The sequence below is a fragment of the Ancylobacter terrae genome, assembly GCF_045108345.1.
In the GTDB taxonomy this organism is placed as follows: domain Bacteria; phylum Pseudomonadota; class Alphaproteobacteria; order Rhizobiales; family Xanthobacteraceae; genus Ancylobacter.
Genome location: NZ_JBJGXH010000001.1, coordinates 1728019 through 1741484, shown reverse-complemented (window position 1 = coordinate 1741484; position 13466 = coordinate 1728019). Strand labels below are relative to the sequence as shown.

Sequence of the window (13466 nt, the reverse complement as noted above, 5' to 3'; positions counted from 1 at the left end):
GGGTATCACAGCGTTCTGTTCCAACGGGTTCGGTGAATATGGGTAACGACAGCAGGCTTCAGCAGGTGCGTGACGAGCCGGTGTTCGGTGGCAGGGGCTCCTCGCCCCGTCCGGCCGAAGACCCGCTCGCCGAACTGGCCCGGCTGATCGGCCAGGACGATCCGTTCGCCGATTTCTTCCAGGGCGGCGGCCAGCAGGCCGCCCGCGAAGCTCGCCCCGCCCCGGTGGCCCGCCAGCCGGCGCCCTTCACCCGCCGCGATCCGGCGGCCGATGAGGAGCCGGTGCCGGTCTATCCCGCCGAGCCGGAAGTCCGCCGTCCGCGTGTCGAGCCGCCGGCCCCGCGCCCGGCCTCCGCGCACGAGGCGCTGCGCGATTTCGAGCGTCCGACCCGTCCGGTGGAGCCCATCCGCGCCGCCGAGCCGGTGCGTCCGGCCGCTTACGACCGCGCTGCGGCCGACTATTCTCATGCCGATCCCGTTCCTGCCGAGCGCGGTTTCGCCGAGCGCCCGCGGTCGGAGCGCGCGCCGGCCGAGCGTCCGGCGCCGGTGATGCGGGCCGCCCCGGAGCCGGCCCCGCGGGCGCCGTTGCGCGCGCCGGAGCCGTCGCCGGCCTATCGCAGCGGCGCCGATGCGGTATCCGAAGCGCTGTTCGCCGAGCCCGCGCCGGTCCGTCCGGCGCCGGCCGCGCGCGCCCCGGTGCGCCCGGCCGAGCCTGAGATCGACATCGATTTCGAGGAGGCGATCGAGGCCATCCGCCGCGAGCCCGCGCCCCCGGCCGAGACGTCCGCGCGCGGCCGCCAGCCGCTCGCCATGCCGCCGCGTCCCGTCGCGCCGGCCGCCGAGGCGCGCGCCCGCACCGCCGAGCGGCGCGAGGCGGAGGAGCGCGAGGGCTACGACTACAGCCGCACCGCCGACGACGAGGATCATTACGACGACGGCAGCTACGACCCGGACGACGAGTTCGAGGATTACGAGGACGAGGAGGAGGCCCAGCCCTCCGGACTGCGCCGCAAGATGATGATCGTCGCGGCCTTCCTCGGCCTCGTGGGCGTGAGCGTCGCCGGCATTTACGGCTATCGCTTCTTCACCGGCGGCCACACCGCCAGCGTCGCGAGCGACAGCGGCTCGGCGCCGGTCATCCGGGCGGATCAGGGCCCCAACAAGGTGGTGCCGCCGCCCTCCGAGACCGACACCGCCTCGAGCGACTCGCAGAAGCTCATCTATGACCGCGTCGGCGGCGGCACCGTGTCGGGCAAGGAGCAGATGGTCTCCCGCGAGGAGCAGCCGGTCGATGTGAGCCAGGCCGCGCAGCCGCAGCAGCCGCGCGTCATCCTGCCGCCCACCGGCGGCGCCACGCAGACCCCTTCGACCCCGGCGCCGCTCGGCGCCATGCCGACCATCGGCTCGCCGGTCCAGCCCTCCGCCAACGCCGCCGAGCCCAAGCGCGTGCGCACCCTGCAGGTCCGCGCCGACGGCACCATCGTCGCCCCGTCGGCGGCCGATGCACCGGACGCGCCGGCCGCTCCGGTCGACAGCGGTTCGTCCTCGGTCGCCTATGCGCCGGCGACACCCGATCCGGCGCCCGCCAACGTGCCGGTGCCGGCCGCCCGCGCCGCGGCGCCGGCCCCCGCCGCGGCGGCGACGCCCGCGCCGGCCACCACGGCGTCGACCGGCGGCTTCGTCGTCCAGATCGCCGCGCAGCGCTCGGAGGCGGAGGCGCAGTCGGCGTGGAAGCAGGTGCAGGCGCGCTATCCGGCCGTGCTCGGCAGCCAGCGCGTCAGCATCCGCCGCGCCGATCTCGGCGATCGCGGCATCTACTACCGTGCGCAGGTCGGCCCCTTCGCCTCGCGCGATCAGGCCAACGAGCTCTGCCAGAACCTGCGCGCGCAGGGCGGCGACTGCATGGTCCAGCGCAACTGACCGGCCGGGTGGCCGCGACCCGGCCACCCGCCATCGCCCGTGGCCGATCGCCACCGCGGGCTGAAACGGCGGGCATGCAGCTCGCCCGCGGCGCCTTCTCCTCCTTTCGGCCGCCATTCACGGGCCACGGAAATCCTTGCCATGCCCGCCGACACTTCCCCCGGTTCTCCTGCCTCCGCCGGTCCCGTTCGGGCCTTCATCGCCGGGTGCGCCGGCCCCGTGCTGACCCCGGCCGAGCGCGCCTTCTTCGCGCAGGCGGCGCCCTGGGGCTTCATCCTGTTCCGGCGCAATGTCGAGACCCCCGACCAACTGCGCGCGCTCGTCGCCGATCTGCGCGCGGCGGTCGGGCGCCACGCCCCGGTGCTGATCGACCAGGAGGGCGGGCGCGTGCAGCGGCTCGGCCCGCCGCACTGGCCGGCCTATCCGCCCGCCGCCGTCTTCGCCGGCATGGCCGAGCAGGGGCGGGCGCATGCGGCGATGGACGCCGCCCGGCTCGGCGCCCGGCTGATGGCGGAAGATCTCGCGAGCCTCGGCATCGATGTCGACTGCGTGCCCTGCGCCGACCTGCGCCTGCCCGAGGGCCACGGCATCATCGGCGACCGCGCCTATGGCGAGACGCCCTCGCAGGTGGCGAGCCTTGCGCGCGCCGCCGCGGATGGGCTGCTCGACGCCGGCGTGCTGCCGGTGCTCAAGCACATCCCCGGCCATGGCCGCGCCCGCGCCGACAGCCATGAGGCGCTCCCGGTGGTCGAGACCCCGCGCGACGTGCTGGAGGCGACCGATTTCGAGCCCTTCCGCCGGCTCAACGACCTGCCGCTCGGCATGACCGCGCATGTCGTCTATGCCGCCATCGACCCCGACCATCCCGCCACCACCTCGGCGCGGGTGATCGCCGAGATCATCCGCGGCCATATTGGCTTCGACGGCGCGCTGATGAGCGACGACCTCTCGATGAAGGCGCTGGCCGGCTCCTTCGCGGCGCGCACCCGGGCCTCGATCGCGGCGGGCTGCGACCTCGTCCTGCACTGCAACGGCGACATGGCGGAAATGGCGGAGGTCGCCGCCGCCGCGCCGCTGCTGGAAGGCGAGGCGGCGCGCCGCTGCGCGAGCGCTCTCGCGCGCATCCGCCGCTCCGGCGATTTCGATGTTTCGAGCGCGCGCCGCCGGTTTTCGGATATGATCGCCGTGACCTGACATCTCACGGGCGCCGTCCGCGATGGAGCAGACCGAGTTCGCCTTCGAGGCCGGCCCCGAGCGGGAGCGCGGCGAGAACGCCCTTGTCGTCGACATCGACGGCTTCGAGGGGCCGCTCGACCTGTTGCTCGCGCTTGCCCGCACCCAGAAGGTCGACCTCTCCCGCATCTCCATCCTGCAGCTCGCCGAGCAGTACCTCGCCTATATCGAGGCGGCGCGGCGCATCCGGCTGGAACTCGCCGCCGACTATCTCGTGATGGCGGCATGGCTCGCCTATCTGAAGTCGCGCCTCCTGCTGCCCGAGCCGCCCCGGGAAGAGGGGCCGAGCGCCGCCGACCTCGCCGCCAACCTCGCCGAACGCCTGCGCCGGCTGGAGCGCATCCGCGCCGCCGCGGCCCATCTCGCCACCCGCGACCGGCTCGGCGTCGAGCTGTTCGCGCGCGGCCGGCCCGAAGTGCTACCGGCGACCGGCGAGGTGCGCTACGAGGCGAGCCTCTACGAACTGCTCGCGGCCTATGGCGCCCAGCGGCAGAAGGCGGCGCTGTCGCAGGTGCGCTTTCCCCCGCGCAACGTCATCCCGCTCGCCGACGCGCGCGAGCGGCTGGAACGCCTGCTCGGGCGCCTCGCTTCCGACGGCGAATGGGCGCGGCTCGACGGCTTCCTGCTGAGCTGGATCGCCGATCCGAAAATGCGCGCCACCGCGCTCGCCTCCGGCTTTTCCGCCAGCCTCGAAATGGTCCGCGAGGGGATCATCGACCTGCAGCAGGACACCCCCTTCGCGCCGATCTGGATCCGCTCGCGCGGGCGCGACGGCGGCCGGGACGAGGCGTGATGGCGGGAGCCGTCGACGCTCTCCCCCTGCCGGCCCCGCAGCGCGCCCCGGCGCTGCGGCTGCTGGAGGCGATGCTGTTCGCCGCCGGCGAGCCGATCGACGAGGCGACGCTGGCCGCGCGCCTGCCGGCGGGGGCCGACCTCGCTGGCCTGCTCGCCGAACTCGCCGCCGACTACGCCGATCGCGGCGTCAACCTGGTGCGCGTCGCCGGCAAGTGGCAGATGCGCACCGCGCCCGATCTCGGCTTCCTGCTCGCCCGCGACAAGCCCGAGACCCGCAAGCTCTCCCGCGCCGCGCTGGAGACGCTGTCGATCATCGCCTACCACCAGCCGGTCACCCGCGCCGAGATCGAGGAAATCCGCGGCGTCGCCGCCAACAAGGGCACGCTCGACGTGCTGCTGGAGGCCGGCTTCATCCGCCTGCGCGGGCGCCGGCGCAGCCCGGGGCGGCCGGTCACCTACGGCACGACGGAAGCGTTCCTGATCCATTTCGGGCTCGAATCGATCCAGGACCTGCCCGGTCTCGAAGAATTGAAGGGCACCGGCCTGATCGATCCGCGCGTGCCGGCCGGCCTCACCGTGCCGCTGCCGAGCGACGATGCCGGCCTCAACGACGACGAGGACCCGCTGGAGCCGGACCTCGTCGACCTCGCCTCCGCCCCCGAGCCGGAGGACGGGGAGGAGGCGGAGTAGCCGGGGCGCGTGTGCCTCGTCTCTTTCCCTCTCCCCGCCGGGGAGAGGTCGGCGCGGAGCGCCGGGTGGGGGGCGCGAACTGGCCGACTAGTCCCACACCCGCGCCGGCCCCCTGACGTAAACCCGGCCGTGCCGACGTCCGTCCGGGGGAGCGCGCGGCGGGGCCTGTCGGCCGGTGCCGCTTCCGGCGCCCGGTTGACGTGCACGGCGCGGCAGGCGAAGAGCGGGGCGGAGCGCGGAAGTCGAAATCGGGTCGGGGGCAGAAGAGGCGAACCGAATGCTTGCCGAACATGTGCGTACGCCGGCCTCCATCGCCAGCCGGCTGACGCTCGAGGATATCCGCCATGCCTATGGCGACACCCCCGCGCTGCGCGGCGTGTCGATGGAGGTGCCGCGCGGCGAGATCGTGTGCCTGCTGGGGCCCTCGGGCTGCGGCAAGACCACGCTGCTGCGCATCGCCGCCGGCATCGAGCGCCCCACCGGCGGGCGCGTGCTGCTGGAAGGGCGGGAGATCGCGGGGCCGGCGACCTTCCTGCCGCCGGAAAAGCGCAATATCGGCCTGGTGTTCCAGGACTACGCGCTGTTTCCCCACCTCACCAATCTCGAGAACGTCACCTTCGGCCTGCGCCGGATGAACCGGACCGACGCCGAGGCGGAGGCGCGCCGCGCGCTCGCCCGCGTCGGGCTGGAGCGCTATGCCGGCGACTACCCGCACGCGCTCTCCGGCGGCGAGCAGCAGCGCGTGGCGCTCGCCCGCGCGCTGGTGCCGCGCCCCGGCATCCTGCTGATGGACGAGCCCTTTTCAGGCCTCGACCAGCGCCTGCGCGATTCGGTACGCACCCAGACGCTGGGCGTGCTGCGCGAGGCGCAGGCGACCTGCGTGATCGTCACCCACGATCCCGAGGAGGCGATGCGTCTCGGCGACCGCATCGCCCTGATGCGGCGCGGCCGTCTCGTCCAGCTCGACACGCCGGCGGTGCTCTACCGCACGCCCGTCGATCTCGACGCCGCGCGCTTCTTCTGCGAGCTCAACGAGATCGCCGGAACGGTGAAGGACGGCCACGTCGCCACGCCGCTCGGCGTCTTTCCCGCGCCGGGGCTCACCGAGGGCGCCGGCGCCGTCGTCGCCATCCGCCCGCAGGGGATCGATCTGCGCGCGCCGGGCTCGGGCACGCCGGGCCGCGTCGTCGGCCACCGCTTCCTCGGCGAGGTCGATCTCTACGAGATCGCGGTGCAGGGGCTCGACCGGCCGCTGGTGGCGCGGCGTCCCGCCACGGCCGGCCTCGCGCGCGGTCGTGATGTCGGCGTGGGCGTCGAGCCGGCGGAGGTCCTTGTTTTCCCCATGATCGGGTCCTAGATCAGGCGAAGGGCCGCAGACGCACGGGCGGGGCTCGCACCGTGCGAAAACCGCTCACACTTTTCGGTTCGATGCTCTAATGTCCGCCCCGGTTCCGGGAGACGGCCCGCGGGCTCCGGGCCGACGTTGAGTCAGAGGAGTTTGACATGGGTTCGCTGAGCATCTGGCACTGGATCATCGTGCTGGTGGTCGTGCTCCTCCTGTTCGGCCGCGGCAAGCTGTCCGAACTGATGGGCGATGCCGCCAAGGGCATCAAGGCCTTCAAGAAGGGCATGGCCGACGACGAGACCCCGCCGCCCGCCAAGCCGGCGGAGCCGGTGCGCACGCTCGACCACCAGGCGAGCGTCGAGGCCGAGCGCAGCAAGGTCGGCTGACACCGCCCGCCGCCTGATCGTCTTTCCGCCGCCGACCGGGCGTCGGCGGGGGTACGTCCTTTTTGCCGACCGGAACGGGGAGGGGGTGCGCGAGCGCGCCTCCGTCATGCGGAATGTTTGATATCGGCTGGTCCGAGTTTCTGGTCATCGGCATCGTGGCGCTCGTGGTGATCGGGCCGAAGGAGCTTCCGCGCGTGCTGCGCACGGTGGGGCAGGGCGTCGCCAAGCTGCGGCGCATGGCCGGCGAGTTCCAGGGCCAATTCCAGGAAGCGCTGCGCGAGGCCGAGCTTTCCGATTTCAAGGATCAGGTGACCGGCCTCAAGAACGACGTCGCCGGCTTCGCCACGACGGCCCGCGATTCCATCTCCGGCGCGCTGCCGACCAATCCGCTGCTCGACATCGAGAGCGAGGTCCGCGCCGCCAAGTCCTCGGTGCAGGAGACGCTGTCGGGCAAGCCGGCCGATGCCGCGACCGAACTGCCGCCTGCGGTCGGGCCGGTTCACGAGCCGCCCGCCTTCGAGGATACCAGCTTCCCGCCGCCGCCGGAGCCGGCCGCGCTGTCGGCGCAGGCGATCGAGAACGAGATCCGCGGGGCCGCCACCCCCGTGGCGGGTACGCCCGCGCCGTCGCCCGCCGCCGCCAGCGGGACGCCGCCTGCCGCCGAGGCGGGCGCCAAGGCCGCCGCGATTCCGCCTGGCGCGGCCAAGCCCGTGGTTGCGGCGCCCGCCGCGGCCGAGCCGGCCACGGCGTCCGTCCCGGCAAAGCCCGCCCGATCGCGTGCCGCCAAGTCGCCGGCCGCCGCATCGCCGGCCGCTGCCGGGCCCGCCGGGAAGACCCGCACCCGCGCCAAGGCCATCGCGGCCGCGCCGGCAGACGCCGCCGCCAAGCCCCGCCGCGCGCCGAAGGCCGAGCTTCCCGAGCCGCCCGGCGCCCCGCCGCCGCCCGAGGTCAGCGCGGTCGTCGCCGATCTCGACGGGCCGCCCGCGCGCCCGGCTGCCAAGCCCCGCCGCGCGCCCAAGCCCGAGCTTCCCGAGCCACCCGGTGCCCCGCCGCCGCCCGAGGTCAGCGCCGTGGTCGCCGATCTCGACGGGCCGGCCGGTGCGCCGAAGCCGCGCCGGGGGAAGGGGAAGGCCGCCAGCGGCGGCGATGAAGGGCCGGCTTCATGAGCCAGGAAGATATCGACGCCTCCAAGGCGCCGCTGATCGAGCACCTGATCGAGCTGCGCGCGCGCCTGATCAAGTCGCTGATCGCGTTCTTCATCGCGTTCTTCGCCTGCTTCATGCTGGGCAAGCACATCTACAACATCCTGCTCTGGCCGTTCGAATTCGCGGCCGGGGGCAGCGAGCACGTCAAGCTCATCTACACCGCCCCGCAGGAATTCCTGTTCACCCAGATCAAGCTCGGCATGTTCGGCGCGGCGTTCATCGCCTTCCCGGTGGTGGCGACGCAGATCTACATGTTCGTGGCGCCCGGCCTCTACAAGCACGAGCGCGGTGCGTTCCTGCCCTATCTGATCGCGACGCCGATCTGCTTCGTCATCGGCGCCGCCTTCGTCTATTTCGTCGCCATGCCGCTGGCGATGACCTACTTCCTGTCCATGCAGCAGATGGGCGGGGCCGGCGCGGCGGAAATCGCCATGCTGCCGCAGGTCAGCGAATATCTCTCGCTGATCATGACGCTGATCTTCGCCTTCGGCATCTGCTTCCAGCTGCCGGTGATCCTCACCTTGCTGGCGCAGATCGGCGTGATCACCTCCGACCAGCTCCGGAAGGCGAGGCGCTACGCCATCGTCGGCGTGTTCATCCTCGCCGCGGTGCTCACCCCGCCGGACGTGGTGAGCCAGTTCGCCCTCGCCATCCCGACGCTCGCGCTCTACGAGGTCTCGGTCTATCTGGTGCGCATGGTCGAGCGGAAGAAGGCCGCGGCCGAGGCCGCCCGCGCGGCGGAAGACGCGGTCTGACGCTGACTCGGCGCAGGGGCGGGATTCGGCGGCTTCCTTCCCTCATCCCCGGGCGTGACCGGGGGACCCCGCTCGCCGGCCGCCGCCGCTCGGGAGAATAGGTGCCCGGGTCGAGCCCGGGCATGAGGGCGAGCAAGTGCCCTTGTCGCGCCCGCCGCGATTGGGTACGTCCGTGCGTCCCCGATCGCGATGCCCGGCACGGGGCCGGGCTCGCGCGGCGGGCGCGTTCGAAGGCGAGACCTCCATGCACGACATCAAATGGATTCGCGAGGAGCCGGAAGGCCTCATCCGCGCGCTGGTGCGCCGCGCCGGGGCGGACAAGGCGAGCCTCGAGGCCAAGGCCGAGGCGAAGGTGCTGGTCGACGCGCTTGTTGATCTCGACCTCCGCCGCCGCGAGGGCATCGTCAAGCTGGAGGAGCTTCAGGCCCGCCGCAACGCCGCCTCCAAGGAGATCGGCGCCGCCAAGAAGGCGAAGGACGAGGCGACCGCCACCGCGCTGATGGAAGAGGTTGGGCGCATCAAGGAGGCGATCCCGGACCTCGAGGCCGACGTGAAGCGCATCGAGGAGGAGCTCAACAACAAGCTCGCCGCCATCCCCAACGTGCCGCTCGACGACGTGCCGGACGGCGTCGACGAGCACGACAACACCTCCTACGAGCTCGTCCCGCGCGAGGACCTGCCCTCCGGCACGGTGCCGGTGCCGATGTGGCGCGGGGTGATGGACGACACGCCGGACGCCTATCTGTTCCAGCCCGAGCAGCATTTCGAGATCGGCGAAGCACTGGGCATGATGGATTTCGAGACCGCCGCCAAGCTCTCCGGCGCCCGCTTCGTGGTGCTCAAGGGCCAGCTCGCCCGGCTGGAGCGCGCCATCGGCCAGTTCTTCCTCGACACCCACATCACCGAGCACGGCTATCTCGAAGTGGCGCCGCCGATCCTGGTGAAAGACGAGGCGATGTTCGGCACGGCGCAACTGCCGAAGTTTCGGGATGATCAGTTTTCGGCCATTCGGTATCTCTCTGCGGAAGAAATAGCAAAATTGGAGGCGGATGGCGGAAAGTTGAGCGAGTTGGCTCGTCTTTACGCTTATAACAACCTCTGGCTCATCCCCACCGCCGAAGTGCCGCTGACCAACCTCGTGCGCGAGTCCATCCTCGCCGAGGAGGAACTCCCCCTGCGCCTCACCGCGCTCACCCCCTGCTTCCGCGCCGAGGCGGGGTCGGCGGGGCGCGATACGCGCGGGATGATCCGCCAGCACCAGTTCAACAAGGTGGAGCTGGTCTCGATCACCACGCCGGAGCAGTCGGATGTCGAGCAGGAGCGCATGCTGGCGTGCGCGCAGGCGGTGCTCAAGAAGCTCGGCCTGCATTTCCGCGTGCAGCGCCTGTGCACCGGCGACATGGGCTTCGCCTCGGCCCGCACCTTCGACATCGAGGTGTGGCTGCCCGGCCAGCAGGCCTATCGCGAGATATCATCCGTCTCCACCTGCACCGATTTCCAGGCGCGGCGCATGAACGCGCGCTACCGCCCGGCGGGCTCGAAGGCGACGCGCTTCGTGCACACGCTGAACGGCTCCGGCGTCGCGGTCGGGCGCGCGCTGGTGGCGATCCTCGAGACCTACCAGAACGCCGACGGCTCGGTCGCCGTGCCGGATGCGCTGAAGCCCTATATGGGCGGGCTGAACCGCATCGAGAACCCGGCCATCCTGAAGGGGCTGCAGGAGCGGCTCTGACGGCGTTCCCCGGACCAGCCGCCTCCAGCGCGGCGGCCGGGACGGGGAGGGCGGCGACGCGCCGAACGATCTGTTCCCCGGACCAGCGGCACGCATGTGCCGCGCCGATCCGGGGCCCGGGAGAGAATCGGCGAAGCCGCCTTAGGGTGAGTGAAGCGCCTTCGGCGGGGTTTTCCGCTGGGTCCCGGCTCGGCGCTTCGCCTGCGGCTCCGCTGGTCCGGGACACGAGGTAGTGCGATCCCGGCGCGCCGCGATGGGGCGTCGGGGATGATGATGGGGGGCGGGGAATGAGAAGGAGGCCGTCATGGCCGGGCCTGTCCCGGCCATCCACGTCTTCCTCCCGATGAGCGGGATACGACCAAGGCGTGGATCCCCGGGACAAGCCCGGGGATGACGTGAGGCGGGATCGGCACGGTGGTGCAAGGGCAGCGAACGGAACGGACGATGCGCATTCTGGTGACCAATGACGACGGCATCCACGCGCCGGGGCTCGATGCCTGCGCGCGCATCGCGCGGGCGCTGTCGGACGATGTGTGGGTGGTCGCGCCCGAGACCGACCAGTCCGGCGTTTCGCACTCGCTCTCGCTGTCCGATCCGCTGCGGCTGCGGCAGGTCGAGGAGAAGCGCTTCGCGGTGAAGGGCACACCGACCGACTGCGTCATCATGGCGGTGCGCCACATCCTCGCCGATCACAAGCCGGACCTCGTGCTCTCCGGCGTCAATCGCGGCCAGAACGTCGCCGAAGATGTCGGCTATTCCGGCACGGTGGCCGGCGCCATGGAAGGCACCGTGCTCGGCATCCCCTCCATCGCGCTGTCGCAGGCCTTCGGCCCGGCGACCCGGCACGCGCCCGATTACGGCACCGCCGAGCATTTCGGCCCCGGCGTGGTGCGCACGCTGCTGGAGGAGGGCATCCCGCCCGGCATCCTCGTCAATGTGAACTTCCCCCCACGGCCCGTCAGCGAGGTCACCGGCATCGCCGTGACCGCGCAGGGGCGCCGCGATCAGGCGCTGATGCGCATGGACCAGCGCCAGGACGGGCGCGGCAATCCCTATTTCTGGATCGCCTTCGAGCGCCGCACGGCGGAATCGGTCAACGGCTCCGACCTCCACGCCCTCGACCACGGCAGGATTTCGGTCACGCCGCTGCGGCTCGACATGACCGACGAGCCGATGATGACCCGCCTCGCGCAGGTTTTCGCCCGATGAATCCGCTTGCGCGCGGCGCCCGCGCGGTATGATCGGCGCGGGGATCCCGATGCGAGTCACCTTCGTGCCCGATGACGAGCCCGACGACGAGGCGGTGGCGCGGGTCGGGCTGCTGCTGGCGCTGCGCAAGCGCGGCCTGCGCGATCCCGCGCTGATGCGCGCCTTCGAGCAGGTGCCGCGCGAGCGCTTCGTGCCGCGCGCGCTGCGCGCGCTCGCCGCCACCGATCAGGCGCTGCCCATTGAATGCGGCCAGACCATCAGCCAGCCGACGCTGGTGGCGCTGATCACCGAGGCGCTGGACCTCACGGGCGCCCACACCGTGCTGGAGGTGGGCACCGGCAGCGGCTACCACGCCGCCATCCTCGGCCGGCTCGCCGCCCATGTCACCAGCCTCGAGCGCTTCCGCACGCTGGCGCGCGACGCCCGCGAGCGGCTCGCCCGCCTCGACATCGGCAATGTCGAGGTGGTGGTGGCGGACGGGCGGCTCGGCTATCCCCCGCACGCGCCCTATGACCGCATCGTCGTCAACGCGGCGGTGGAGGACGTGCCCAAGCCGCTGTTCGCCCAGCTCGCCGAGGGCGGCATCCTCGTTGCACCGGTCGGACCGGCCTCGGAAACGCAGATGCTGATGCGGTACGGCCGTAGTTCCGGCGCCATTGTGGCGCGGGAACTGTTCCCGGTGCGCTTCGTGCCGCTTCTGGCCGGCACCGCGGCGGTATTGTGACACAAGTCGCCGCGAAATCGACTGAATCCGGATGACGTCGCGCCGCGCTTAAGCGGGTGTTTACCTATCTGCCGTTCTAATCACTCCCGTGTTCAGGGTACGGGTGTGTGCGATGCGTAGCTTTCCGACAGAGTCCGGTCGCGGAAATCTCGGCCTCGGCGGCGTGGCCGCCAGGGGAACGAAATCGGGAAGCCTGCTGCGTCTGTCGGCCGTCGCGCTGCTCGCGGGAAGCGCCGCGGCGTGCAGCGCCGACGCCAACCGGATGAGCGATCCGAACGCCAATCCCTTCGCCTCGCGCGGTGCCGCCCCGTCCTATACCGGCTCGGTGGCCGCCGCCCCCTCGGGGCAGGTGCAGGCCGCGCCGCTGAACGCGCCGGGCGGCTACGGCGCCCAGCCGCCCTATCCGCAGGGCGGCTATCCGCAGCAGCCGGCCTATCCCGCCTATCCCGGCCCTGTCAGCGCCGCCCCGGCGCCGCAGCCCGCCTATGGCCAGGCGCCTTACGCGGCGCCGGCCTATGCCGCCAATCCCGCTCCGGCGCCGCAGCCGCTCTACGGCGCCGCGCCGCGCCCGGCTGCCGTCGCGGCCGCACCCGCCCCGCTCGCGCCGGCGCCCGCTGCCGTCGCTCCGGTCCGCGCGGCCGCGGCCGGCGGTGGCGTCCATGTCGTCACCTCCGGCGAGAGCATGATCTCGATCGCCCGGCTCTATGGCGTGCCGCGCGCCTCGCTGGCGAGCGCCAACGGCCTCGATGCCAATGCCGAGGTGCGGATCGGCCAGCGCCTCACCATTCCCGGCGCCGGCGGCCCGGCCGTCGCCGCCGCGAAGCCCGCCGCCGCGCCGGCGCCCCTCGCGGCCGCGCAGCCGAAGGCGCTGACCCCCGTGGCCGGCAAGCCGCCCGCGCAGGCGGCGCTCGCGCCGGTCGCTCCCGCCGCGGCCGCGGCCGCGACCAAGCCGGTCTCGACCCCCAAGGACGTCGCCACCACGGCGCCCGCGCCGGCCAAGCCCGCCGCCGCCAAGCCCGCGGCGCCGGCCCCGATGATCGCCGCGGTGAAGCCCACCGAAAGCGTCGACGAGGCGCGCGATCCCGACAGCGGCATGCAGTTCCGCTGGCCGGTGCGCGGGCGCGTCATCTCGGGCTTCGGCCCGAAGCCCGGCGGCCAGCAGAACGAGGGCATCAACGTCTCGGTGCCGGAAGGCACTTCGGTCAAGGCGGCCGAGGACGGCGTCGTCGCCTATGCCGGCAACGAGCTGAAGGGCTATGGCAACCTCGTGCTGATCAAGCACGCCAACGGCTATGTCACCGCCTACGCCCATGCCAGCGAGATCGACGTGAAGAAGGGCGACACCGTCAAGCGCGGCCAGACCATCGCCAAGGCCGGGCAGACCGGCTCGGTGAGCTCGCCGCAGGTGCATTTCGAGATCCGCAAGGGCTCGCAGCCGATCGACCCGGCCCAGCACCTCGCCGGCCTGTGAGC

The 13466-nt window shown here is 72.4% G+C and carries 12 protein-coding genes; all 12 read left to right on the top strand.

Annotation, left to right across the window (positions count from 1 at the left end):
- Positions 1-38: 38 nt before the first annotated feature.
- Positions 39-1919, top strand: a complete 1881-nt coding sequence (locus ACEUEL_RS08365) for an SPOR domain-containing protein (RefSeq protein ID WP_405703906.1) — start codon at positions 39-41, stop codon at positions 1917-1919.
- A gap of 141 nt (positions 1920-2060) precedes the next feature.
- Complete coding sequence (nagZ, locus tag ACEUEL_RS08360; RefSeq protein WP_405703904.1) at positions 2061-3113, top strand: beta-N-acetylhexosaminidase; 1053 nt, start codon at positions 2061-2063, stop codon at positions 3111-3113.
- Positions 3114-3135: 22 nt separating this feature from the next.
- On the top strand, positions 3136-3945 hold the full coding sequence (locus ACEUEL_RS08355; RefSeq protein ID WP_405703903.1) for a segregation and condensation protein A: 810 nt from the start codon (positions 3136-3138) through the stop codon (positions 3943-3945).
- Positions 3945-4637 (top strand): SMC-Scp complex subunit ScpB, encoded by a 693-nt coding sequence (gene scpB, locus ACEUEL_RS08350; protein ID WP_405703902.1) that lies wholly within the window; start codon positions 3945-3947, stop codon positions 4635-4637. Before ACEUEL_RS08355 ends, scpB begins: the two co-directional genes overlap by 1 nt.
- 277 nt (positions 4638-4914) lie before the next feature.
- Positions 4915-5994 (top strand): ABC transporter ATP-binding protein, encoded by a 1080-nt coding sequence (locus tag ACEUEL_RS08345; RefSeq protein WP_405703901.1) that lies wholly within the window; start codon positions 4915-4917, stop codon positions 5992-5994.
- A 146-nt stretch (positions 5995-6140) separates the two neighbouring features.
- Complete coding sequence (locus ACEUEL_RS08340) at positions 6141-6368, top strand: twin-arginine translocase TatA/TatE family subunit (protein ID WP_405703900.1); 228 nt, start codon at positions 6141-6143, stop codon at positions 6366-6368.
- A gap of 113 nt (positions 6369-6481) precedes the next feature.
- Complete coding sequence (tatB, locus tag ACEUEL_RS08335; protein WP_405703898.1) at positions 6482-7534, top strand: Sec-independent protein translocase protein TatB; 1053 nt, start codon at positions 6482-6484, stop codon at positions 7532-7534.
- Entirely contained in the window at positions 7531-8328 is a 798-nt protein-coding gene (gene tatC, locus ACEUEL_RS08330; protein ID WP_405703897.1) for a twin-arginine translocase subunit TatC, read from the top strand. The genes tatB and tatC overlap by 4 nt, the downstream gene beginning before the upstream one ends.
- Positions 8329-8572: 244 nt before the next feature.
- Positions 8573-10060, top strand: a complete 1488-nt coding sequence (gene serS / locus ACEUEL_RS08325; protein ID WP_405703896.1) for a serine--tRNA ligase — start codon at positions 8573-8575, stop codon at positions 10058-10060.
- Between the two features lie 444 nt (positions 10061-10504).
- Complete coding sequence (surE, locus tag ACEUEL_RS08320; protein WP_405703894.1) at positions 10505-11269, top strand: 5'/3'-nucleotidase SurE; 765 nt, start codon at positions 10505-10507, stop codon at positions 11267-11269.
- Between the two features lie 49 nt (positions 11270-11318).
- Positions 11319-11993 carry a protein-L-isoaspartate(D-aspartate) O-methyltransferase gene (locus tag ACEUEL_RS08315; protein WP_405703892.1) on the top strand — a complete coding sequence of 225 codons (675 nt, stop codon included), beginning with the start codon at positions 11319-11321 and terminating at the stop codon, positions 11991-11993.
- A gap of 112 nt (positions 11994-12105) precedes the next feature.
- A complete protein-coding gene (locus tag ACEUEL_RS08310) occupies positions 12106-13464 on the top strand; it encodes a peptidoglycan DD-metalloendopeptidase family protein (protein WP_405703891.1) in 1359 nt (452 codons plus the stop codon).
- Positions 13465-13466 lie beyond the last annotated feature (2 nt).

Coding starts and splice junctions, on each gene's coding strand:
- ACEUEL_RS08365 (WP_405703906.1), top strand. CDS start 39: ATGGGTAACGACAGCAGGCTTCAGCAGGTGCGTGACGAGCCGGTGTTC.
- nagZ (WP_405703904.1), top strand. CDS start 2,061: ATGCCCGCCGACACTTCCCCCGGTTCTCCTGCCTCCGCCGGTCCCGTT.
- ACEUEL_RS08355 (WP_405703903.1), top strand. CDS start 3,136: ATGGAGCAGACCGAGTTCGCCTTCGAGGCCGGCCCCGAGCGGGAGCGC.
- scpB (WP_405703902.1), top strand. CDS start 3,945: ATGGCGGGAGCCGTCGACGCTCTCCCCCTGCCGGCCCCGCAGCGCGCC.
- ACEUEL_RS08345 (WP_405703901.1), top strand. CDS start 4,915: ATGCTTGCCGAACATGTGCGTACGCCGGCCTCCATCGCCAGCCGGCTG.
- ACEUEL_RS08340 (WP_405703900.1), top strand. CDS start 6,141: ATGGGTTCGCTGAGCATCTGGCACTGGATCATCGTGCTGGTGGTCGTG.
- tatB (WP_405703898.1), top strand. CDS start 6,482: ATGTTTGATATCGGCTGGTCCGAGTTTCTGGTCATCGGCATCGTGGCG.
- tatC (WP_405703897.1), top strand. CDS start 7,531: ATGAGCCAGGAAGATATCGACGCCTCCAAGGCGCCGCTGATCGAGCAC.
- serS (WP_405703896.1), top strand. CDS start 8,573: ATGCACGACATCAAATGGATTCGCGAGGAGCCGGAAGGCCTCATCCGC.
- surE (WP_405703894.1), top strand. CDS start 10,505: ATGCGCATTCTGGTGACCAATGACGACGGCATCCACGCGCCGGGGCTC.
- ACEUEL_RS08315 (WP_405703892.1), top strand. CDS start 11,319: ATGCGAGTCACCTTCGTGCCCGATGACGAGCCCGACGACGAGGCGGTG.
- ACEUEL_RS08310 (WP_405703891.1), top strand. CDS start 12,106: ATGCGTAGCTTTCCGACAGAGTCCGGTCGCGGAAATCTCGGCCTCGGC.